General features: G+C 58.6%; 22 protein-coding genes. 11 read left to right on the top strand and 11 right to left on the bottom strand.

Going from position 1 to position 22,059, the window contains the following annotated elements:
- The first annotated feature begins 238 nt into the window (after positions 1–238).
- Positions 239–619, top strand: coding sequence for a RidA family protein (locus FEZ21_RS17050; protein ID WP_160627927.1), 381 nt, complete (start codon positions 239–241; stop codon positions 617–619).
- Positions 620–653: 34 nt separating this feature from the next.
- On the top strand, positions 654–1,115 hold the full coding sequence (locus FEZ21_RS17045) for an Lrp/AsnC family transcriptional regulator (RefSeq protein WP_003442375.1): 462 nt from the start codon (positions 654–656) through the stop codon (positions 1,113–1,115).
- A 54-nt stretch (positions 1,116–1,169) separates the two neighbouring features.
- Here FEZ21_RS17045 and metC read toward each other — a convergent pair whose 3' ends face one another.
- The 4 genes from metC to FEZ21_RS17025 all read right to left on the bottom strand — a co-directional run bounded on the left by metC (position 1,170) and on the right by FEZ21_RS17025 (position 4,991).
- Positions 1,170–2,339, bottom strand: coding sequence for a cystathionine beta-lyase (gene metC / locus FEZ21_RS17040; RefSeq protein WP_238839962.1), 1,170 nt, complete (start codon positions 2,337–2,339; stop codon positions 1,170–1,172).
- 323 nt (positions 2,340–2,662) lie between these two features.
- Positions 2,663–3,304 carry a pyroglutamyl-peptidase I gene (pcp, locus tag FEZ21_RS17035; protein WP_160627924.1) on the bottom strand — a complete coding sequence of 214 codons (642 nt, stop codon included), beginning with the start codon at positions 3,302–3,304 and terminating at the stop codon, positions 2,663–2,665.
- Between the two features lie 8 nt (positions 3,305–3,312).
- Positions 3,313–4,263 carry a DUF979 domain-containing protein gene (locus FEZ21_RS17030; protein WP_003442378.1) on the bottom strand — a complete coding sequence of 317 codons (951 nt, stop codon included), beginning with the start codon at positions 4,261–4,263 and terminating at the stop codon, positions 3,313–3,315.
- Positions 4,260–4,991: a DUF969 domain-containing protein gene (locus FEZ21_RS17025; RefSeq protein WP_003442379.1), complete on the bottom strand. Its 732-nt coding sequence runs from the start codon at positions 4,989–4,991 to the stop codon at positions 4,260–4,262. The genes FEZ21_RS17030 and FEZ21_RS17025 overlap by 4 nt, the downstream gene beginning before the upstream one ends.
- Before the next feature lie 310 nt (positions 4,992–5,301).
- Between FEZ21_RS17025 and FEZ21_RS17020 the strand changes: the two genes are divergently transcribed.
- Positions 5,302–6,222: a LysR family transcriptional regulator gene (locus FEZ21_RS17020; protein ID WP_003442380.1), complete on the top strand. Its 921-nt coding sequence runs from the start codon at positions 5,302–5,304 to the stop codon at positions 6,220–6,222.
- A gap of 108 nt (positions 6,223–6,330) precedes the next feature.
- Positions 6,331–6,471: a hypothetical protein gene (locus tag FEZ21_RS17015; protein WP_156428478.1), complete on the top strand. Its 141-nt coding sequence runs from the start codon at positions 6,331–6,333 to the stop codon at positions 6,469–6,471.
- 74 nt (positions 6,472–6,545) lie between these two features.
- On the opposite strand, the gene FEZ21_RS17010 is transcribed toward FEZ21_RS17015, so the two are convergent.
- Positions 6,546–7,739 carry a methionine gamma-lyase gene (locus FEZ21_RS17010; RefSeq protein ID WP_003442381.1) on the bottom strand — a complete coding sequence of 398 codons (1,194 nt, stop codon included), beginning with the start codon at positions 7,737–7,739 and terminating at the stop codon, positions 6,546–6,548.
- 124 nt (positions 7,740–7,863) lie between these two features.
- Here FEZ21_RS17010 and FEZ21_RS17005 point away from each other — a divergent pair, with 124 nt between their 5' ends.
- Together FEZ21_RS17005 and FEZ21_RS17000 are read left to right on the top strand one after the other, a co-directional pair.
- Entirely contained in the window at positions 7,864–8,334 is a 471-nt protein-coding gene (locus tag FEZ21_RS17005) for an Lrp/AsnC family transcriptional regulator (RefSeq protein ID WP_003442382.1), read from the top strand.
- A gap of 112 nt (positions 8,335–8,446) precedes the next feature.
- The gene (locus tag FEZ21_RS17000; protein WP_003442383.1) at positions 8,447–8,980 is read left to right on the top strand and encodes a DUF3087 family protein; all 534 of its coding nucleotides are present in this window, start codon (positions 8,447–8,449) and stop codon (positions 8,978–8,980) included.
- Positions 8,981–9,044: 64 nt separating this feature from the next.
- Here FEZ21_RS17000 and ppnN read toward each other — a convergent pair whose 3' ends face one another.
- Positions 9,045–10,418 (bottom strand): nucleotide 5'-monophosphate nucleosidase PpnN, encoded by a 1,374-nt coding sequence (ppnN, locus tag FEZ21_RS16995; RefSeq protein WP_003442384.1) that lies wholly within the window; start codon positions 10,416–10,418, stop codon positions 9,045–9,047.
- A 297-nt stretch (positions 10,419–10,715) separates the two neighbouring features.
- On the opposite strand from ppnN, the gene FEZ21_RS16990 reads away from it, so the two are divergent.
- Complete coding sequence (locus FEZ21_RS16990; RefSeq protein ID WP_003442385.1) at positions 10,716–11,036, top strand: YbjQ family protein; 321 nt, start codon at positions 10,716–10,718, stop codon at positions 11,034–11,036.
- Between the two features lie 52 nt (positions 11,037–11,088).
- Here FEZ21_RS16990 and FEZ21_RS16985 read toward each other — a convergent pair whose 3' ends face one another.
- Positions 11,089–11,628 (bottom strand): DUF1269 domain-containing protein, encoded by a 540-nt coding sequence (locus FEZ21_RS16985; protein WP_003442386.1) that lies wholly within the window; start codon positions 11,626–11,628, stop codon positions 11,089–11,091.
- A 284-nt stretch (positions 11,629–11,912) separates the two neighbouring features.
- Positions 11,913–12,107 (bottom strand): carbon storage regulator CsrA, encoded by a 195-nt coding sequence (csrA, locus tag FEZ21_RS16980; RefSeq protein ID WP_003442387.1) that lies wholly within the window; start codon positions 12,105–12,107, stop codon positions 11,913–11,915.
- A gap of 252 nt (positions 12,108–12,359) precedes the next feature.
- On the opposite strand from csrA, the gene FEZ21_RS16975 reads away from it, so the two are divergent.
- Together FEZ21_RS16975 and FEZ21_RS16970 are read left to right on the top strand one after the other, a co-directional pair.
- On the top strand, positions 12,360–12,716 hold the full coding sequence (locus FEZ21_RS16975; protein WP_003442389.1) for a hypothetical protein: 357 nt from the start codon (positions 12,360–12,362) through the stop codon (positions 12,714–12,716).
- A gap of 143 nt (positions 12,717–12,859) precedes the next feature.
- On the top strand, positions 12,860–13,480 hold the full coding sequence (locus FEZ21_RS16970; RefSeq protein WP_003442391.1) for a TetR family transcriptional regulator C-terminal domain-containing protein: 621 nt from the start codon (positions 12,860–12,862) through the stop codon (positions 13,478–13,480).
- 77 nt (positions 13,481–13,557) lie between these two features.
- Here the strand turns inward: FEZ21_RS16970 and preA are convergent, their stop codons facing one another.
- The 3 genes from preA to hydA are packed head-to-tail and all read right to left on the bottom strand — an operon-like array spanning position 13,558 to position 17,698.
- Positions 13,558–14,832, bottom strand: coding sequence for an NAD-dependent dihydropyrimidine dehydrogenase subunit PreA (preA, locus tag FEZ21_RS16965; RefSeq protein WP_003442393.1), 1,275 nt, complete (start codon positions 14,830–14,832; stop codon positions 13,558–13,560).
- Positions 14,833–16,200 carry an NAD(P)-dependent oxidoreductase gene (locus tag FEZ21_RS16960; protein WP_003442396.1) on the bottom strand — a complete coding sequence of 456 codons (1,368 nt, stop codon included), beginning with the start codon at positions 16,198–16,200 and terminating at the stop codon, positions 14,833–14,835.
- A gap of 58 nt (positions 16,201–16,258) precedes the next feature.
- On the bottom strand, positions 16,259–17,698 hold the full coding sequence (hydA, locus tag FEZ21_RS16955; RefSeq protein WP_003442398.1) for a dihydropyrimidinase: 1,440 nt from the start codon (positions 17,696–17,698) through the stop codon (positions 16,259–16,261).
- A 599-nt stretch (positions 17,699–18,297) separates the two neighbouring features.
- On the opposite strand from hydA, the gene FEZ21_RS16950 reads away from it, so the two are divergent.
- Together FEZ21_RS16950 and FEZ21_RS16945 are read left to right on the top strand one after the other, a co-directional pair.
- Entirely contained in the window at positions 18,298–19,785 is a 1,488-nt protein-coding gene (locus FEZ21_RS16950) for an NCS1 family nucleobase:cation symporter-1 (RefSeq protein ID WP_160627922.1), read from the top strand.
- 46 nt (positions 19,786–19,831) lie between these two features.
- Positions 19,832–21,106 (top strand): Zn-dependent hydrolase, encoded by a 1,275-nt coding sequence (locus FEZ21_RS16945; RefSeq protein ID WP_003442402.1) that lies wholly within the window; start codon positions 19,832–19,834, stop codon positions 21,104–21,106.
- Positions 21,107–22,059: the final 953 nt, after the last annotated feature.

Here is a 22,059-nt window from a genome sequence, read left to right as displayed (position 1 = left end):
AAAATAGGAGCGCAGGCTTGAGGCTGACAATGAGCAGCAGCTGTAGAGGATGTCATGACAAAAAGTCACCCCGGCAAGTGCGGATGAGCGCTTGTTTGACTGGCGCGATTGCCGCGCAAGTCGCCACAGTGACGGTACGGGTTGCGGTTATTTAAGACTCGATCAACAACGTTCCGACGCTGAGGCTGTAAACTGTGGCGCTTCAAGCGTGACAGTTCCCCAACAAAAAGAGATTTACATGGTCAACCAAGACATCACCTTCACCCCTGATCCAGACACCCAATCGATCTCGTCCGACGTGGCCGGTTTTGCCGGCCTGCTGGTTTCCACCCAGATTCCCACCCGTGCCGATGGCAGCCTGGAACTGGGGGGTATCACCGAGCAGAGCGAATGCACGCTGCAAGCGCTCAAGGTCGCGCTGGAACGCGCAGGCAGCTCCATGGACCGGGTCTTGCATCTGACCATTTACCTCACGGACATGGCTGACCGCGCGGCATTCAACGAGGTGTACAAGCGTTTCTTTGCCAGGCCATGGCCGGTTCGCGCCGCCGTGGGTGTAGCCGCATTGGCAGTCGAAGGCATGCGTGTGGAAGTGACCGCAATGGCAGCCAAGGGCTGAGCCGTTCCATTTTTCCAGCAAGGTAAAGACCTCCATGGACAAGCTTGACCGGGCCATCCTGCAAATTCTGCAAACCGATTGCACGCGGCCGGTGGCCGAGATTGCCGACCAGATTGGCTTGGGCAGCACGGCGTGCTGGCGGCGGATTCAGAAGCTGGAAGAGTCCGGAATCATCCGTGCCCGGGTCGCCTTGCTGGACGGCCACAAACTCAATGTCGGGGTGGTGGTGTTCGTGTCGATCAAAACCACGCAACACAATGCGCACTGGCTGGCGCAGTTTCACGCCGCGGTCTCGGCAGTGGATGAGGTGGTTGAGGTCTATCGAATGGCGGGTGACACGGATTACCTGTTGCGGGTGGCAGTGCCGGATGTCGCGGCCTATGACGGGGTTTACAAACAGTTGATTTGCATCCCGGGTCTGGCCGACATCAGCTCGAGTTTTTCCATGGAGCAAATCAAGTATTCCACGCGGCTGCCTCTGCGCTATGCGCCATAAGGTGTGTAGTCGCCACAGCGCAGACTTGTAGAAGCGAGCTTGCTCGCGATGGGTTCAGGCCACCGCAACCCTGCATTGTTTAAACGCTATATCCAGAGCCCGATGGAAGTCTTCGACCAGGTCGTCGATGTGTTCCAGCCCGGCATGTACCCGAATCAGATAACCTTCGTCGGGCTGGCGGGTGCAGCTGCGCACAGGCTGGCCGACCGGGACCACCAGGCTTTCGAAGCCGCCCCAGGACAGCCCGATCCCGAACAGTTGCAAATTATCGAACAGCCGCCCCAGCACGGCTGTGTCCCGGGTTTTGACCCGTATCGAGAACAGGCCGCTGGCGCCCAGAAAATCCCGCTTCCAGAGGTCATGCCCGGGGTCATTGGCCAGGGCCGGGTGCAGCACTTGGCTGATGGCCGGGTGCTCGCTCAGGCTTTGCGCCAGTGCCACGCCGCTATGCCAGTGTTGTTGCAGGCGGATCGGCAGGGTGCGCAAGCCACGCAGTGCCAGAAACAAGTCGTCCGGGCTGGCGGTCTGCCCGAAATCATGGGCCCCGGCTTTAAGGATCTCCCAGGCCTTCTGGTTGGCCGTGGCCGTGCCCAGCAGGGCGTCCGAGTGGCCGACTATGTATTTGGTGGCCGCCTGGATGGACACATCAACCCCATGTTCAAACGGCTTGAAGTACAGGGGGGATGCCCAGGTATTGTCCAGCAGCACAAAGGCGCCTGCCTCGTGGGCGGCAGCGCAGATTGCAGGCAGGTCGGCCACCTCGAACGTGAGCGAGCCCGGTGATTCGGTGAAGACTACCCGGGTGTTGGGGCGCATGAGGGCAGCAATACCGGCGCCAATCAGCGGTGAAAAATACTCGACTTCAACCCCCAGGCGGCTCAGTACATTGCTGGCAAACGTACGTGTGGGCCCGTAGATGTTGTCAATCATCAGCACATGATCGCCGGCACTGACAAAAGCCAGCAGGGCGTGGGTGCAGGCTGCCAGGCCCGAAGGGAAAACCAGGCAGCCATGGCCGCCTTCAAGCTCGGCCATGGCCTGCTCGAACGAGCGGGTGGTGGGTGTGCCGAAGCGTCCATAGTTGGAGTAGGGATTGCCGTTTTTTTTGCTCGCCTCCCAGCTGGCGAAGCTGTCCGCCAGGACGGTCGAACCGCGAAAGACCGGGGTGTTGACCAGCCCGCCGAAGGCCTGCGGGGTTCTTCCGGCGTGTATGTAGCGAGTCATGGCGTCATGCATTACAGCGGTACCTTCCTGCAAAGTGTGAGGAAAATGGTACCGACTAATGGAGCGAAAAATATTGAATGTTTTTGCCTGTTATCAGATTTTTGGTAAAAGTTATTCTATAAATATGCATATAAATAGAAAACAAATCTCATAATGAATGGCTGCGTAGGATTCTAGAGCGCGAGGTGCAGTATGGCCCTGCTGCCAGAGGGCGCCGAGCGTGGGGGCTCAATCAAGGGCGGGTGAAATTGCCCTCGCAGGGGGCTGTCATCAAGGCCCCTGGCTGGCTGCCACCCATGACGCCAAGGGCCGGGATTCAGCGATCAGCTCACCTGACCGCCGGTTTCAAGCACATCCTGTTCGGTGTTCAGCGCGCTGATCAGGGCAATCCGCAGCCCTTGAACCACAGTCTCCAGTGCCATGGACGGCACCCCGGACTCCAGGGCCAGTTGCGGCAGCGTGGGGATATGGATAAAGCCACTGCGTACTCCCGAGCCGGCGAGGGCATGCTGCAAGCTATAGAACACCTGATTGCAGACAAAGGTGCCGGCTGTATGGGATACCGAGGCGTCAATGCCGGCAGCCTTGATTGCCCGCACCATGGCCTTGATCGGCAAGGTGCTGAAATACGCTGCAGGCCCTTGCGCCACCACCGGCGTGTCGATCGGTTGCAGGCCCTGGTTGTCGGGGATTCGCGCGTCATTGAGGTTGATTGCCACCCGTTCGACCGACAAGTCTGCACGGCCGCTTGCCAGGCCTACGGCAATCACCATCTCGGGTGCCAGTTGCGCCAGAAACTCGGCAAGCCGGGCTGGCGCCTCGGCGAAGGCGCAGGGCAACAGGCGGGCGACGATACGCACATCATCGCTGAGCAAAACGCCGTCCAGAAGGCGCACGGCCTCCCAGGACGGGTTGATCGTATCTTGGTCGAACGGTTCAAAACCGGTCAGCAGCACAGTGCGCATGGCGGGCCTCACATCAACAGATAAAGCAGGACGATATTGACCACCAGCATCAGCAGCGCCGTTGGCATCTGGGCCTTGATCACGGCGTATTTGTCCGGCAGCTCCAGCAGGGCGACGGGCACGATGTTGAAGTTGGCTGCCATTGGCGTCATCAGGGTGCCGCAATAGCCGGAAAACATGCCGATCGCCGCCATCACTGCCGGGTTGGCATCGTAGACCCCCACCAGTATTGGCACCCCGACACCGCCGGTCATCACCGGGAATGCAGCAAAGCCGTTACCCATGATCACGGTAAACAGGGCCATGCCCAGCACGTAGACCATCACTGCTACCAGACGGTAGTCCATGTTGATGTAGGCGGTGGTGACGTGGGCGACTGCCGCGCCGACTCCGGCGTCATTGAACAGCAGGCCGAGCATGGCCAGCATTTGCGGCAATACCATGGTCCAGCCCAGGGCTTCGGTCAGACGCCGGGACTCGCGCAAGCCCTGCAGCGGTGTGTCGCGGGTCAGAATGCAAGCCAGTACCAGTGCCACCATGCAGCCGATGCCCAGCGATACGAAGGTAGTGTTCTTCGGGTCGAGCAGCGGTACGCCGCCGATCTGGACGTTTTTGAGCAGCACCGAGCCAATCACCGTTACCAGTGGAATCGACAGCGCCGGGATAAACAGCTTGTGGCCCAGGCGGCCGGCGCTGGCCCGTGCAGCTTTGACGTGCAACTCGGCATGGGCGCCGCGACCGACGCCACCGATGCCGGCAATAACGGCCATCACCAGCACGCCAACCCCGACCACGAACGGCGAAAGCCGGTCACCAATCAGAAATACCATGGCGAACAGTGCCCAGAACAGGCTGCTGGTCCAGCGCTTGGGGTGGGTGCGGTCAGTTGCGATCATGCCCGCGGTGATCAGCAACAGCGCGCCGGCCAGCCAGTAGAAATACTCGATAGAGATAATCATCGTGCCAGCTCCTTCGCCGCGTCAGCATCGTCTTGGGCGACTTCGGCCATGCTGCGCGACAGCATCAGATCGAAGCGATACAGGCGTAATGCATGGATGATAAAGGCGCAGATGGCGGTGGGGATGCCCCAGAAGGCAATGTGCAGCGGCTCGACATCCAGCCCCGAGCCCAGCAGGAAGGTATGCATCAGGGCGATGGCACCAAAGGCGACAAAAATATCTTCGCCAAAGAACAGGCCGATGTTATCGGTGGCGGCGCACATGGCCAGCACCTTGTGTCGCACCTTGTCCGGCAGCTTGCCGTATTTGTTCTCGGCCGCACCCTCGGCCATGGGGGCCAGCAACGGGCGCACCATTTGCGGATGACCGCCCAGGCTGGTCAGGCCCACCGCGGCGGTGGCTTCACGCAGGAACAGGTACATGATCAGCAGCCGGCCGACGGTTGCCCGCTGAAAGCTGGCGATCCAGTTTTGTGCATGCAGGCGCAAACCGTGGCGCTCCAGCAGGCCGATCACCGCCAGGGGTAATAACAGAATGAGTTGCAGGGCGCGGGTCTGGAGAAAGCCTTCGCCCATCAGGGTAATGATTTTTTCCAGGGGAAAGTGGGCTGCAAGGCCGGTGACGATAGCCGCCGCGCTCACCACCAGCAGTGGATTGAAGCGCAGTATAAAGCCCGCAATGATGACGAACACGCCAATCAGGGGCCACAGGTTTACGACGGTTTGCATGAGGGGGAAATCCCTTAGCTGAATGCCGCAACACCAGGGCAGGCTGGTGCGGGCAAGGCGAAAGCGGTCAGGCACACTTTCGCAAAATCGGTACGCTGCCGGACTCAGCGTGTTTTTTTATTTTTGACGCCCGATGAGGGAGCATCATTGGCCGATATGGTTGGTGGCTTTGAGCTACGCGTCCAGTCAAAAAAAGTTGTCACCCCCGAACAAAAAAGTTTTGCCAATCAACGACTTAAGCCGACTGGATTGAGTTCACGGCAAAGGTTTAGAGTGACGCACTTGTTCCGGTCCGGAGAAAACCCCCTTAATGAACATGCGTTTTCTTCTTACGTTCGTCTGGGTGGCGCGTCTTGGCAGTTTCCGCCTGACCGCAGAGAAACTTTCAACCACCCAGGCGGCGATATCCAGTCGCATATCGGTCCTCGAAACCGAGCTGGGTGTGCAGTTGTTCCTGCGTGACTCGCGTGGGGTGAGCCTGACGCGCGAGGGGCACAAGGTGCTGGGTTACGCCGAAGAAATGCTGGCCACCCAGCAACGCCTGCAGCAGTCCCTGGGCCTGGCCGACAGCTTTGCCGGGCGCTTGCGGATCGGGGTGATGGACACCGTGATTCACAGTTGGCTGAGCGAGTTGATCAGTGCCTTGAGCCGCGATTATCCGCAGGTCGAAGTCGAACTGACGGCCGATACCGCGCTGAACCTGAGTGAGCAATTGCTCAAGGGGCAGCTGGATCTGGTGTTCCAGACCGATCTGCTCCGGGCAGACGGGGTACGCAACGTGCAACTGGCCAGTTACCCGCTGAGCTGGGTCGTGGCCCGTGCTGGCGCGCAGGATCGCAGTTACGCCAGCCTGGCGGATCTGTGTCAGGAACGGTTGCTGACGTTCTCCCGGCATTCCCGGCCCCATCAGGACATGCTCAACTTTCTGCATCAGCACGCCATTGCGGCGCCGAGGGTCAGCTGTATCAACTCGGTGGCGGCCATTATCAAACTGGTAGCCGACGGTTTCGGCATCGGCGCCTTGCCTCCGGTACTGGTCAGCCGTGAATTGCAGAGCGGGGCGATGATCGCCTTGCCGATCGAGGCCGCTCCGGGTTTTTCGGTGTATGCCAGTTGGCGCGCCGGTGCCGGCCTGGAGTTGAACGAGGCGGTGGTTAATCTGAGCCAGGCCGTTGTGGCCGAGTATCAGCGCAGCGTGTCGCCGGCGCACTTTGTGTTGCCGCACAACTGATCCGCTTTTATTCGCATTATCTGCGACTGTTATGTGTGCAGTTCGCGGCGCAGAATTGCCCCCAACCTTTCGAGACAGGCAAGGGCGTGAGCCCCGGGCATCACTCCCATGGTGCTGGCAGGTGTTCTGCGCCTGTTTTATTACGAACGTTTGAGGGCAATTGTTATGGGCAAGATGGCATGGTTTTTAGGTGGTTTTTTGGCGTTGACCATCGGCATCGGCATTTTGGCGACGATCCCGCCGGGTTGAGCCAGCATCGGTTCACACCTGTGCACATGCTTACCAAACAACCGCATTTTCTGTAGTCGCTGCCCAGATGCGGTTCAGGCTCGCAGTGCCTGCTCGATATCCGCCAACAAATCGGCAATGTCTTCCAGACCTACCGCCAGTCTCACCAGCCCCTCGGAAATATCATGCCGCTCCCGTTCTTCCAGGGTGTAGGTGGAGTGGGTCATGCTCGCGGGATGCTGCGCCAGCGACTCTGCTCCGCCGAGGCTGACTGCACGGCTGAACAGTTGCAGGGCGTTCATGAACCGCTGGCCCGCGGCAAGGCCACCCTTGAGTTCAAAGGCGATCATGCCCCCCGGCAGTTTCATTTGCCGGGATGCCAGTGCGTGCTGGGGAAAAGAGGGCAGGCCGGGGTAGGCGACCCATTCCACCGCGGGGTGCTCCTGCAAACAAGCGGCGATGACTTGAGCGTTGCTGCAATGGCGGTCCATGCGCAAGGCCAGGGTCTTGAGGCCGCGCATCAATAGATAGGCATCCTGGGGCGACATTACTGCACCCGTGAGGTCCTTGAGGCCTTGCAGGCGGATCCGGTCTGCCAGAGCCTGACTGGTCACGACGATGCCCGCCGTAATGTCACTGTGACCGCTGAGGTATTTGGTGGCCGAATGCACGACCAGGTCGGCGCCCAGTTCCAGCGGGCGTTGCAGGTACGGGGTGCAGTAGGTGTTGTCGATGGCGACGACAATGTCCTGGTGCTTGTGGGCAATGTCTGAAACGGCGGCTATATCCACCAGCTTCATGTTGGGGTTGGCCGGTGATTCGAAGTAGATCATGCGCGTTGCCGGGCTGATCGCGGCTTCGAGTTCGATCAGGTCGGACATGTCGACATGCTTGACCTTGACCCCGAATTCGCCGATGCCGTGGTGCAGGAGGGCAAAGGTACAGCCGTATAGCGTGCGGTTGACGATGATTTCATCGCCGGGTCTGAGCAGGGTCCAGAAGGTGGCGGCAATCGCACCCATGCCGGAGCTGAATGCCACACCCGCTTCGCCGTTTTCCAGTGCCGCCATGCGCGACTCCAGCAGGGCCAGGGTCGGGTTGGAAATGCGGGTGTAAAAATGCCCGCTTTGCTCACCGGCAAAACACCCTGCGCCATATTCGACGGTGGGAAAGGCAAAGGTTGAGGTGAGATAAATCGGTGGTATCAGCGCGCCGTTATTCTGCAGTGGATCGTAGCCGTGATGAATCGCGCGGGTAGAAAAACCGAAGTCATTGTTCTTGTCAGTCATGGCGGACTCTCCGATATTTCCTCCGATGCTATGCTTAAAACCAACAATAAAAATTCCATATTGGCCAGCCAAATACAGATTTATTGGCATAAAAGCCGGTCATGCTGAAAGTTGGAGGCAAATTATGCCAATTGCTCTGGATAGAACCGATAAGGCCCTGCTTAGCGCGCTGCAAGGCAATGCGCGCCTGACCATTGCCGAGCTGGCCGAGAAAGTTTCGTTGACCACTTCGCCCTGTTGGCGAAGGGTAAAAGCCCTGGAGGAAAGCGGCCTTATTTGTGGCTATCAAGCGATTCTCTCACCCAGGGAGCTGGGCTACGGGGTGACAGCTTTTGTGAGTCTGATGATGGCTTCGCATTCCAGGGAGACCGCAAGGGATTTTGAGCAGCGCTTGCTGGACATCCCTGAAATTATTGCCTGCCATAACATCTCGGGCCGTTATGACTTCTTGCTCGAAGTGGTGGCCAAAGACCTGGAGTCCTTCGGTGAATTTGCCCGGGAGGTGCTGCAGACCTTGCCCGCGGTAAAGGAAATTTATTCAAGTTTCTCGTTCAAGGCGGTCAAGCCCAATCGCGTCATTCCGATGCAACCTTGACTGCCAATCAGCGCACCCCGCGCGTTACGCTGATTGATTCAATCCCCTTGGCTTGTGGACGGGCATAATGCGCCTCGGACTTTCATAATCAGCCAGGAGTTTTGTGACAGTGATGTTTGAAATAAAACCGCTCAGCCCCGAGATCTATCGCCAGAAGACCCGGCGCAGCACCCTGTACATCGCGCTGACCTTTGCCGCATTGGCGCTACTGGTATCCGGGTTGGCAGTGATGCTGCTGGGAGTCGAGGGTGGTGATAATTTCCGTTTGAACCTGGCCGGCGTGATTGTGGCTTTGCTCATCACCATTGCCCTGGTGCGGTTCAACTTCTGGTCGCAGCCCTGGATGGCACCGGCGGTGTATGGCTGGCAGCTCAAACGCAGTCTGATGAAAGTCACCAACGTCATGCACCATGTGACGGCGGGGGTGATGGCTGGCGATGTGACGGCCATGAAGCTGCTGCGCTTCTATCACCTGGGGATTACCCAGATGTACCAGCTGGACGCCAATTCCAGTGCGCTGAGCCAGATGGTTCACGAGATTGATCTGCATAAGGCACGGCTGGAGGCGCTCGGTATCGATACCGAACAGACCCGGCTGGATCCGGCCTGGCTGGAAACGGTCAAAAAATTTGCACCGTTGAAGTAATCCTTTGCCGGGCAAGCCGGGCGCAATGCGCTTTTGCCCGCCCGGCATGCCCCTCAGGACAGGCTCAGCTTACGACGCGATAGCAGGGTACGTATTCTGCGCCACCCGGCAGTTTCATGCGGTGCTGGGCAACGAATGCATGGAGTAGTTTATCCAGCGGTTTCATGATTGCCGGGTCACCATGAATCTCGTACGGGCCGTGCTGCTCGATCAAGTGAATGCCTTTCTCCTTCACGTTGCCCGACACAATCCCGGAAAAAGCCTGACGCAGGTTGATCGCCAGTTCATGGGCCGGCATGTCGCTGCGCAATTGCAGGCTGGCCATATTGGCGTGGGTGGGCTCGAACGGACGCTGGAAGCCCTCATCGATTTTCAATAACCAGTTGAAGTGGAACGCGTCATTGCGCTCGCGGCGGAACATTTTCACCGCCTTGAGCCCCGAGGTCATTTGCCGGGCCACTTCGGCCGGGTTGTCGATGATGATCTGGTAATGGGTCTGTGCCGCCTCGCCGAGGGTGGCGCCGACAAATTCATGCAGCTGCTGCAAATAGGGCGCTGCTTCCTTTGGCCCGGTCAGGATGACCGGGAACGGCACATCGCTGTTTTCCGGGTGCATCAGGATACCGAGCAGATACAGGAACTCTTCGGCAGTCCCGGCGCCGCCCGGGAAGATGATCACCCCGTGGCCAACCCGGACGAAGGCTTCAAGACGTTTTTCGATGTCCGGCAGAATCACCAGTTCGTTGACGATGGGGTTCGGCGCTTCGGCGGCGATGATGCCCGGTTCGGTCAGGCCCAGATAACGGCCACCGGTCAAACGCTGTTTGGCGTGGGAAATGGTGGCCCCTTTCATTGGCCCCTTCATCACGCCCGGGCCGCAGCCGGTGCAGATGTCCAGGCTGCGCAGGCCCAGTTCGTGGCCGACCTTCTTGGTGTACTTGTACTCTTCGGTATTGATCGAGTGACCACCCCAGCACACGACGATCTTGGGTTCTACGCCCGGGCGCAGGGTGCGGGCGTTGCGCAGCAGGTGGAACACATAGTCGGTGATGCCTGCTGAGGTGCTCAGGTCGATGCGCGGGCTGTCCAGGCCGCTTTGGGTGTAGACAATGTCGCGCAGGGCGCTGAACAGCATCTCGCGGGTGCTGGCGATCATTTCGCCATCAACGAATGCATCAGCCGGCGCATTGAGCAGTTCAAGGCGAACGCCACGGTCCTGCTGGTGAATCCGCACCTCGAAATCCTGATAGGCCTCAAGGATGGTTTTAGCGTTGTCGACCTGGGCGCCGGTATTGAGGATCGCCAGCACGCACTGTCGGAACAGGGTGTAACTGCTGCCTGAGCCGACTTCGCTCAATTGCTGAACTTCACGTTGCGAGAGTGTTTCCAGACTGCCTTTCGGGCTGACCGAGGCATTGATGACTTGTCTTTGAACCATTATGGGCTTCCTGTAAGCGGGATCGAAAAGTGGCTTGGCGCAGCTATTGAGTTCATATCAGCCATCTGCATCTGCCGAGCGAGAGGTCCCAACTCTTACGTCTTTAGATTTATTCGCTTTAAGCATAGTAGCCCCGGGTGGGGCCTGTCACAGCTTTGACAACAGTACCACTGCAGGCGGATAAGGCCAGCGCAGCCCTGTTTAGAGCAGCGGGCGCGGCAAAGGTGCGGGGGTTTGAGTTAATCTTTTGCACAATCAGGGATCACCATCCCGCTCGCGAATATTTGAGGAACCGCCATGATCATCACCACCACCAACCGAATAGAAGGCCGCCAGATCACCGAGTACCTGGGAGTGGTCAGTGCCGAGTCGGTACACGGCATCAACGTAGTGCGGGATTTTTTTACCGGAGTGCGGGATTTCTTTGGCGGGCGCTCTCAGACCCTGGAGCGGGCACTGAAAGAAGCGCGTGCCGAGGTCACGGATGAAATTCGCGACAGGGCGCAGGGCTTGCGGGCAGATGCCATTGTCGGGCTGAACTTCGAAATCAGCATGCCTTCAGGGCGTGGCGGGATGCTGGTGGTGTTTGCCACCGGCACGGCAGTGCGCCTGGGTTAGAATCCGGCAGCCATCAAGGCTGCCGAATGGCCGATGCAACCCGAATAAGGGCTTAGACGGTAGTAGTACCCACTGCCGCGGTTTTGGACAGGGCGTCCTGCAGCTTCTGCTCTTGTTCAGGGGACAGCGAGGTGCGCAGGACCTTGCCTTTGAAGTTTGAGTCTTCAAGCTCTTGCAGCACTTTTTCCGGCTGGAATTTGCGCAGCAGCAAAAACAGGGCCGAGGAATCGTTAGGGATGGTTTCGCTCAGGGACTTGATGAACTGGTCATCAATCCCGTAGTCGCTCAACGAACCCGAAAGGGCGCCGGTGCCTGCGCCCAGAGCGCCGCCAATGGCAAAACCGGCCAGCGGGTTGAGGAACAGCAGGCCCACCAGTGCCCCCCAAAGGCCGCCGGTGACCAGGCCAGAAGTAGCCCCGAGAGCGGTAAGATTGACGCTTTGCTTGATATGGATTTTGCCGTCGGCGTTACGAACGACAATGACCGCATCTTCCAGCTCTACCAGGTGCTCTTTGCTGAGCGAAACCATTTTGGTGAGGGCGCGATCTGCTACTTCGGTATCTGAAAATCCCACTACGATTAAATCGGACATGTCTTTCATTCCTTGACGGTACAGGTCCAGCCCTTTGCCGGGCTGACATTAGGAGGCGCTTTCAGACCTTCATCAGTGCAGTGACTCAGTCTGTATCAGCTTTCTACGCGGACTGAGCGTGGTCGCAAACCTTGGAACGGTCAAGTAGGCAGGAATAATCCAGTACTGAAGCAGGCTTGAACAAGCGAGGGGGAGGGCGTGACGGGTTGCCTCTGAGGTCGTGGATTGAGGAGGGCTGGCCGGGCAGCCCTGACACTCATTCCAAGGGCTGATACCTCGGAGGTTTACGGTTGATCGTTTTTGTCAGAGGCAGACAGACCTGCCTGGATGCGTTGATAAATTTCTTCACGGTGAACAGCGACATCTTTCGGCGCGTTGATGCCGATTCTGACCTGTTGCCCGCTGACTCCTAAAATAGTGATCGTAATATCATCACCAATGTTTATGCTTTCACCAACTTTACGGGTGAGAATCAGCATTTTTTTCTCCTTGAGGGCTTTGTAAGGCACGTCTCTGAGACGGTGCGGCTTCGTTCATGACTACAGAATACTGCTTAGTGCGTATAAATGCGCCGCTCATTACAGACGTCAGCGCCAGGGACTTAATTCCCCACAGGGGAAAAGTTCTCGCGTATGAGCCTTAAATTGGGGCGAATCGGATTTGTTCAAGGTGAGCAATGGTTGGTGCCCCAGTGATAAAATCGATTCACACAAACAGACAGGGGAAACGCAGTGCGTAAAGTCATCGTGATGACAGCAATATTGGCCTTGACGGCTTGCGGTCAGGAGTCTAACGATAAAATCCAGCGGGCTAAAGCAGCTTCTGAAGCTACGGCGGTCCAGGCCCCGGTTGCCCGTTGGGCGCTGGAGATCACCGAGGGCCAGCGCGCGACTATCACCGATACCACGGGAAGGCTTCTTGACAATGGTTTCACTCCTTATATTTATGAGCGTGAGGGCGTGAAACACTTCCTGGTCGGACCATTCGCCACTGAAGCCCAGGCTCATGAGGCGCAGGAAAAAATGAAACTCAAGCCCAAACTCGATGGCATTGAAACGGACGTGATTGAATTACCCGCCGCGAATTAAACTGCCTCAGTGTCGCGTAGCAGCGTAAGCGTAGCCTTAACAGGCGCTATGCGACGCCTCGGGCGAGAATATTTTGCGTCTGCGGGGGGGCCTGAATTGTCAGGGTGCTCATCGATGAAGCACAAGGACAAGGGCGATAAGCAATGAGCAATCACAAAATTGAAATTCGCCGGGCGAACGTAGAAAAAATCCTTCTCGGCGCCGAGAAGATTTTTGCAGAAAAAGGCTTTGCGGGCGCGGCAATGGCGGACATCGCCGCTGAAGTTCAGCTGCCACGCTCCAACCTGCATTATTACTTCAGCACCAAAACCGAGCTCTATAGTGCAGTGCTGCTGGGCCTGCTCGACGTGTGGAAACAGGATGCGCTGTGTTTCGAGACCTACGACGACCCGCGGCTGGTACTCAGCAGTTATATCCGGGCCAAAATGAACCATTCGCGCACCCGGCCTTACGGCTCGAAAGTCTGGGCCAACGAAATCATCCACGGCGCTCCTTCGCTGGGCCTGGCGCTGGATGCCAGCCTCTATGACTGGGCCAAGATGAAAGAAGCCAAGATCCGGCAATGGGTGGTGGACAAGCGGATTCTGCCGGTGGAGCCCGCCAGCGTGTTGTACATGATCTGGGCCTCAACCCAGCATTACGCCGACTTCGACCATCAGGTAAACATCCTCAACGATCACCAGCCGCTGTCGGACATCCAGTTCGAACGGGCGGTGCAGACGGTCACCAGCGTGATCCTGCGCGGGATCGGCCTGGAGCCCTGAGCGGTAGCCGGCTCCCACAGGCTCAGACCTGCAGGAGCGAGCTTGCTCGCGACGGGGTTATCCGCTGGCCCCGTGCTTCAGGACGCCACGTGATACGGATTGCGCGGATCATGGTTCCAGTCCAGGAACGGCAAGCCATTGTCGTGTGGCACCATCTCGATACATGACTCCACCGGGCAGGTGATCTGACACAGATTGCAACCCACGCACTCGTCCTCGATAACCTCATAACGACGGGTACCGTCGGCCAGCTTGACGCTGGAAATGGCCTGGTGCGACGTGTCTTCACAGGCAATGTGGCAGCGCCCGCAACCGATACAGGCATCCTGGTCGATTTTGGCGATCACCTGGTAATTGATATCCAGGTACTTCCAGTCGGTGGTGTTGCCCACAGCGCGCCCGGAGAAATCCTCCAGGCTGGTGTAGCCCTGGCTGTCCATCCAGCGCGACAAGCCATCCTTCATCTCGTCCACAATCCGGAACCCGTGGAGCATCGCTGCGGTACACACCTGCACCGCGCCACAGCCCAGGGCGATGAATTCTGCCGCATCACGCCAGCTGCCGATGCCGCCAATGCCGCAGATCGGCAAGCCCCGGGTTTGTGGATCGCGGGCAATTTCGGCCACCATATTCAGGGCTATCGGCTTGACCGCCGAGCCGCAATAGCCGCCGTGGGTGCTCTGGCTGCCGACCATTGGCAGCGCCACCATGCGCTCCAGGTCGACACTGGTGATGGAGTTGATGGTATTGATCAACGACACTGCATCCGCACCGCCGCGGTGGGCGGCCCGGGCGCTGAGTCGCACATCGGTGATGTTGGGCGTCAGCTTGACGATCACCGGCAGCGAGCAATAGGTCTTGCACCAGCGGGTCACCATCTCCACGTACTCGGGCACCTGGCCCACCGCCGCCCCCATTCCCCGTTCAGGCATGCCGTGGGGGCAGCCGAAATTCAGCTCGATACCATCGGCGCCGGTGGCCTCAACCAGCGGCAGGATGTATTTCCACGCCTGCTCCTCGCACGGCACCATCAATGACACGATCAACGCCCGGTCCGGCCAGTCTTTTTTGACCTGGGTAATTTCCCGTAGATTGATCTCCAGAGAGCGATCGGTAATCAACTCGATATTGTTGATGCCCATGACTTCGCGGTTAGGCCCGAAGTGGGCTGAATAGCGGGACGACACGTTGACCGCCGCCGGGTCTTCACCCAGGGTTTTCCAGACCACGCCGCCCCAGCCCGCTTCATAGGCGCGGACCACGTTATAGGCTTTGTCGGTGGGGGGCGCAGAGGCCAGCCAGAACGGGTTGGGTGCCTTGATACCGGCGAAAACAATCGAGAGATCGGCCATTTACGCTGCCTCCTGGTTAAGCATGAGATGGGCATGAATGGCTTCTGCGGCCAGCTTGCCGTGTTGTACCGCCTGTACGGTCAGATCCTGGCCCAGGGAGGTGCAATCGCCCCCGGCATAGACCCCGGGTACGCTGGTGCGCAGTTGCTCATCCACCTCAATCCGGTCACCCGCACGCTTCAACGCCTGGGCCAGCGGATCGTTCAGCGCGCTTTCATCGAACGTCTGGCCGATGGCCTTGAACACCGCATCTGCCGCCAGCTCAAAGCTTTCACCGGTGCTCACCGGGCGCCCGCCTTCAAGGCGGGTACGGGCAAAGCGCATGCCGCGCACGCGGCCTTGTTCATCCAGCAGCAATTCCTGTGGCTGGGCCCAGGTCATCAGCCGCACCTGATTGGCCTTGGCAATGTCTTGCTCGTGCCCGGTGGCGCCCATGTCCTCAAGGCCTCGGCGGTACACCAGATTGACCTCGCGAGCACCAAGACGGGCCATTTGCACCGCCATATCGATGGCCGTATTGCCCGCGCCCAGCACGATGCAGCGATCGGCCAGGGGCAGTTGCGTCAGGTCGTCGCTCTGGCGCAGTTCACGGATGTAGTCGGTGGCGGCCAGCAGGCCGGGCGCGTCTTCGTCGGGCAGGCCCAACTGGCGACTGGCTGCCAGGCCGATGGCCAGAAACACCGAATCGAACTGCAGATGCAGCTCGCTCAGACTGAGATTGCTGCCCAGTCGCTGGCCATGGCGCACCTCGATGCCACCGATTTGCAGCACGAAATCCACCTCGCGCTGGGCAAAGTCGTCCACCAACTTGTATTTGGCGATTCCGTATTCATTGAGGCCGCCGGCTTTCTCGCTGGCTTCGAAGATCACCACTTCATGCCCGAGCAGGGCCAGGCGATGGGCACAGGCCAGGCCGGCGGGGCCCGCCCCGACTACGGCGATACGCTTGCCGGTGGGCGCTGCCCGGGTGAACGGGTATTCGCTGAACTGCGCATTGTCCACCGCATACCGCTGGAGCAAGCCAATCAAGACCGGGGCGCATTCCTGGTCGTTATTACGCACGCAGGCCTGCTGGCACAGCACCTCGGTCGGACAGACCCGGGCGCAACTGCCGCCCAGGATGTTGGCCGAGAGGATCTTGTGCGCGGCGCCCTGGACATTCTCCTGCTGGATATTGCGAATGAACGACGGGATATCGATATCGCTGGGGCACGCATTGACACACGGGGCGTCATAGCAATACAGGCAGCGCGAGCTTTCCAGTACGGCCTGTCGGGCGTTCAGGGGCGGTGCCAGATCAGTGAAATGACTGGCCAGCGCCACCGCATCCTGGTGGGAATGCGGCAAATGGTTCAGGGACTTGATCACGTTGGTTGCCTCACGGTTGTGGGGATCGTCTGCCTCTGTCGGGCAGTGGTTTTTATAGTCAGCGCTTTACGGCAACGGGCATGTGCTGCTCCGCGCGTTTTTTCAGCAGGTCGAACACCGCGGGGTAGGCCGCACGTTCGATATAGCGACCGGCGCCGCGCACCGCCCGCAGATCGCCATTGGCCCATACCAGGCGGCCCTGGCTGATGGTATGGCTGGGGACACCGCGCACGGTCTTGCCTTCAAAGATGTTGAAGTCGACTTTTTGATGGTGGGTTTTGGCGGAAATGGTGCGCGTGCCCTGGGGGTCCCACAGCACCAGATCGGCGTCGGCGCCGACCCGGATCGTGCCTTTGCGCGGGTACAGATTGAAAATCTTCGCGGTGTTGGTGGAGGTCAGTGCGACGAACTCCTGCATGGAAAGGCGCCCGGTGTTCACGCCTTCATCCCAGAGCACCGCCATGCGGTCTTCGATGCCGGCCGTGCCGTTGGGAATCAGGCTGAAATCATCACGCCCGGCGGCTTTTTGCTCGGCGCAGAAGCAACAGTGATCGGTGGCCGTGGTGTGCAGATTGCCGGACTGCAAGCCATGCCAAAGCGCCTCCTGATGCCCGCGAGGACGGAAGGGCGGGCTCATCACGTAGCCGGCCGCGGTCTGCCAGTCGGGGTTCTGGTACACGCTTTCATCCAGCAGCAAATGGCCAGCCAATACTTCGCCATACACCGGCTGGCCCTGACTGCGGGCGTAGGTGATTTCATCCAGCGCTTCACGGGTCGAGACATGCACCATGTACAGCGGCGTACCGATGGTCTGCGCGATGCGGATCGCCCGGCTGGCTGCTTCGCCCTCCACCTGGGAGGGGCGCGACAGCGGATGGGCCTCGGGCCCGGTCATGCCCTGGGCCATGAGCTTGCGTTGCAAGTGATACACCAGCTCGCCGTTTTCGGCATGCACGGTGGGCACAGCACCCAGTTCCAGGCAGCGCTCGAAGCTGGCGACCAGGGTGTCGTCGGTGGCCATGATCGCGTTTTTGTAAGCCATGAAATGTTTGAAGCTGTTGATCCCGTGGTGGCTGACCAGCTCGGCCATTTCTTCGCGCACCTGCTCGCTCCACCAGGTAATCGCCACGTGGAAGCCGTAATCCGAAGCCGATTTTTCAGCCCAGCCGCGCCATTGATGAAAGGCCTCCAGCAAGGACTGCTGAGGGTTGGGAATCACAAAGTCGATAATTGAAGTTGTGCCACCGGCCAGACCGGCAGCAGTACCACTGAAAAAGTCTTCGCTGGACACAGTTCCCATAAAGGGTAATTGCATGTGGGTGTGCGGATCGATACCGCCGGGAAGTAAATATTGACCGCTGCCATCGAGCACTTCGCAGCCGGCCGGAACATCAAGATCAGTTCCAATTGCGCGGACTAGACCGTCAGCGCAATAAACATCAGCACAATAACTTTCATCATGGGTCACAAGCGTAGCGCCACGGATTAACAGTGACATACCGAGTTCCTCGCAGGCAGACCGGCTATAACCGGTTCTAAGTGTTGTTATTACGACCGTTGTACAGGATCGGTTCCTGTCACTGGTGTCAGGAATGAAATCTAGAGTGTTGTTGCTAAATGATCAAACTTTATTTTTAAAGCACTTATATTTATATAACTAACTGATTTATATAGGTTTTTAATTTAAATCACCAAAATAGTGCACGGCATCACCATTTTGACGCACTTGACAGGATTCAAATATAGGCGAAGTTTCTTATGCTAAATCAGGCGCTTGAGGCCCTGAGCGAACGGGGGCTTAAAGCGGAAAATAAATAAGCGTGCACCGAGTTGTTTCGTTTTGTTATATGAAAAAAGAGGAGCGAGTTAAAAGAGGGGGCTTTAACGGGAATGAGTGTCATTTGCCTTGATGGTTAAAACCTTTTAAACCAGCCAGTTGCAAGTACCGAAAGCCGATAGACAGGGGGAGGCAACTAACACGGCACAGTTCTTGATTGTCGCTGCCAGAACCGGATTCACCGGACCAGGCAAGTGAGTCGCACTGTGTTATTGCGCAGCGCCTGTTACCAGAACACCAAAACAAGAGAGTGAACGAGCATGCAGCCAAGCAGATCACAAGTCACCGAACGTAACGGGTTGTTCGAACTGGAGGCCGGGACTGACGTTCTCGACAGTCCCCGATATAACCACGACATGGCGCCCACCAAAGTTCACGAGCGCACCTGGAACAAATGGCACATCACGGCGCTGTGGATCGGCATGTCCATCTGTGTGCCGACCTACACCCTGGGCGGCGTATTGACCGCCTACTTCGGGCTCAGTGTGGGCGAGGCGCTGCTGGCGATTTTTCTGGCCAATATCGTGGTCCTGATTCCGTTGACCCTCAATGCATTTGCGGGCACCAAGTACGGCATTCCCTTTCCGGTATTGCTGCGATCCTCGTTCGGCATCCTTGGCTCCAACGTTCCGTGCCTGATCCGCGCCCTGGTGGCCTGCGGCTGGTTCGGCATTCAAACCCTGTTCGGCGGCCTGGCCATTCATCTGTTCCTGGGGTCGGTATTTGAAGGCTGGAAAAGCCTCGGCGGCACCGGAGAAGTGATCGGCTTCATGGTGTTCTGGGCCCTCAATCTGTGGGTGGTATTACGCGGTGCCGAGTCGATCAAATGGCTTGAAACCCTGTCGGCCCCGCTGCTGGTACTGGTCGGTATCGGCTTGCTGGTTTGGGCGTTACCAAACGTGTCAATGACCGAGTTGCTGGCCCAGCCGCCCAAGCGCCCCGAGGGTGCCAGCGTGTACGGATACTTCTTTGCCGGCCTGACCGCCATGGTCGGTTTCTGGGCGACCCTGTCCCTGAATATCCCGGACTTCAGCCGCTACGCCAAAAGCCAGAAAGACCAGATTCTGGGCCAGATATTCGGTTTGCCCCTGACCATGTTTCTGTTCGCCGCGCTGGGGGTAGTGCTGACCGCTGCCTCGGAAAAACTGGTGGGCGTCACGGTGTCCGATCCGGTGAGCCTCATTGGCCACATCCAGAGTCCTGGCTGGGTGGCCCTGGCCATGGCCCTGATCATCATCGCCACGCTGTCCACCAACACGGCCGCCAACATTGTCTCGCCCACCAACGACTTCCAGAACATCGCGCCAAAACTGATCAACCGCACCAAGGCCGTGATGTTGACCGGTCTGGTGGGACTGGCCTTGATGGCCCATGAACTGCTGAAAAAACTCGGCCTGCTGGTCTCTGACGTGAGCCTTGAAACCGTGTACTCCAACTGGCTGCTGGGCTATTCCAGCCTGCTGGGGCCGATTGCCGGGATCATGGTGGTGGACTATTTCATCATCCGTCAGCAAAAACTCGACCTTGAGGGGCTCTACCTCGATGGTGTGTACCCGGCCTGGAACTGGAACGGTTTCATTGCCTTCGGCGTGCCGGTTGCGCTGACCCTGTTGTCACTGGGCAGCAGCGCCTTCAGCTGGTTTTACGATTACGGCTGGTTTACCGGGTCGTTACTGGGGGCTGCGATTTACTACGGATTGTGCCGCCTGAGCCGCCCGCAGGTGACCGTGATCAAAGGTGCAATTTGAAATTCCCCCCCATCAATTCTTATAAGAACTGCCTGAGGAAAACGCCATGAACGCTGTACAAGACCTTCAGCAGCAACGCCCGCAGTCCATCAATGGAGAGCGCCTCTGGGCCTCGCTGATGGAGCTGGCGCAACTGGGAGCCACAGTCAAAGGCGGGGTCTGTCGCCTGGCCCTGACCGACCTCGACCGTCAGGCCCGGGACATCTTCGTACGCTGGTGTGAAGAAGCGGGCTGCACGGTCAGTGTCGACGCGGTGGGCAATATTTTCGCCCGTCGTCCCGGGCTCAACCCGGACTTGCCGCCAGTAATGACCGGCAGCCATATCGATACCCAGCCCACCGGCGGCAAGTTTGACGGTTGCTACGGAGTGCTGGCGGGTGTCGAAGTACTGCGCACGCTCAATGACCTCAACATCGAGACACAAGCCCCGCTGGAAGTGGTGGTGTGGACCAATGAAGAAGGCTCGCGGTTTGCGCCGTGCATGATGGGCTCCGGGGTATTTGCGGAAAAATTCACCCTTGAAGAAACCCTGGCCAAGACCGACGCCCAGGGTGTAACGGTTGCCGAGGCCCTGAATGCCATTGGTTATGCTGGCAGCCGCAAAGTCAGTGGCCACCCGGTGGGTGCTTACTTCGAAGCCCATATCGAGCAAGGGCCGATCCTTGAAGACGAACGCAAAACCATAGGCGTGGTGCTTGGCGCTCTGGGGCAAAAATGGTTCGACCTCAACCTGCGCGGCGTAGAAGCCCACGCGGGGCCGACGCCCATGCACCTGCGCAAAGACGCCCTGGTCGGCGCTGCGGCCGTGGTGGCCGCGGTCAACCAGGCCGCCTTGAGCCATCAGCCCCATGCCTGTGGCACCGTGGGTTGCCTGCAAGCCTATCCGGGGTCACGCAACGTAATCCCGGGCGAAGTGCGCATGACTCTGGATTTCCGTCACCTGTTGCCGGAGCGACTGGACTCGATGATCGAGCAAGTGCGTGGAGTGATCGAAGCCACCTGCAAGCAGCATGGCCTGAGTTTTGAACTGACCCCGACTGCGGACTTCCCGCCGTTGTACTTCAACCCGGATTGTGTGGATGCGGTGCGCGACGCGGCCAATGAGTTGGGGTTATCCAACATGGACATCGTCAGCGGGGCAGGGCATGACGCGATCTTCCTGGCCGAGCTGGGTCCGGCGGGGATGATTTTTGTGCCCTGTGAGGGGGGGATCAGTCACAACGAGATCGAGAATGCCGATCCCGGGGATCTGGCGGCGGGATGTGCGGTGTTGCTCAAGGCGATGCTTGCGGCATCGCAGATAGTTGCGCAAACCCGCTAAGGGGTGTTGCTGGCGTCTTTGGGGTGCCGTGATACATCAAACGGATATGTACGCGGTATTCCAGATGCTTGAACTAGGTACATATCCGTTCAATGCGCAACGGCGATTTACCGGTTTCGCCCTTACGGCGAGGTACTTTTGGCAAACGCCCCAAAAGTACCCAAAAGGTCTGTGCCCTACCATACGGCCGTGCTCGCCTAGGCTCGCCCGGTACCCTCACTCCGGCGCTGTTGTGGGGGCACGCCGTGACGGGCCATCCATGGCCCGGCACGGCTGGCTCGGCGTCCTGCCTCGCCACCCCCACAACAGCACCTGCGTTCGGCCTCCTGTGATGGGCGTCTGCGTCGTTTCGACTATCGAGTTGCGGCAGAGGCATCGTCTTTAAAAGCAAAAAGCAAAAAGCAAAAAGCAAAAAGCAAAAAGCAAAAAGCAAAACAGCGCCTTCAGGGGCGTTTTTGATCTGCTTTTGATCTGCTTTTGATCTGCTTTTGATCTGCTTTTGATTTGTTTTTGATCTTGATCTACTGGCCCCTTCGGGAGGCCGAGAGGAGGTTCTGCGTAGTGGTCCTCCCGGCATGGATGCCGGGAGAGCCGTGTTGGGCCATGGATGGCCCGTCACGGCGTGGCCACGGAGCGGGACCGGAGCGAGGGAACCTGAGCGCAGCGAAGGCCGTACGCTGGGGCAAGGCCTTTTTGCTTACTTTTGTGGCTGTTTGACAAAAGTGAGCCGCCGTAAGGGCGGAACCCGTAGAGAGCCGTGATACATCAAACGGATATGTACGCGGTATTCCAGCTGCTTGAACTAGGTACATATCCGTTCAATGCGCAACGGCGATTTACCGGTTTCGCCCTTACGGCGAGGCACTTTTGGCAAACGCCCCAAAAGTACCCAAAAGGTCTGCGCCCTACCATACGGCCGAGCTCGCCTAGGCTCGCCCGGTACCCTCACTCCG

The organism is Pseudomonas sp. 9.1(2019) (assembly GCF_009910445.1).
GTDB classification, from domain to species: domain Bacteria; phylum Pseudomonadota; class Gammaproteobacteria; order Pseudomonadales; family Pseudomonadaceae; genus Aquipseudomonas; species Aquipseudomonas paraversuta.
This window is presented reverse-complemented; position numbering and strand designations above follow the sequence as displayed.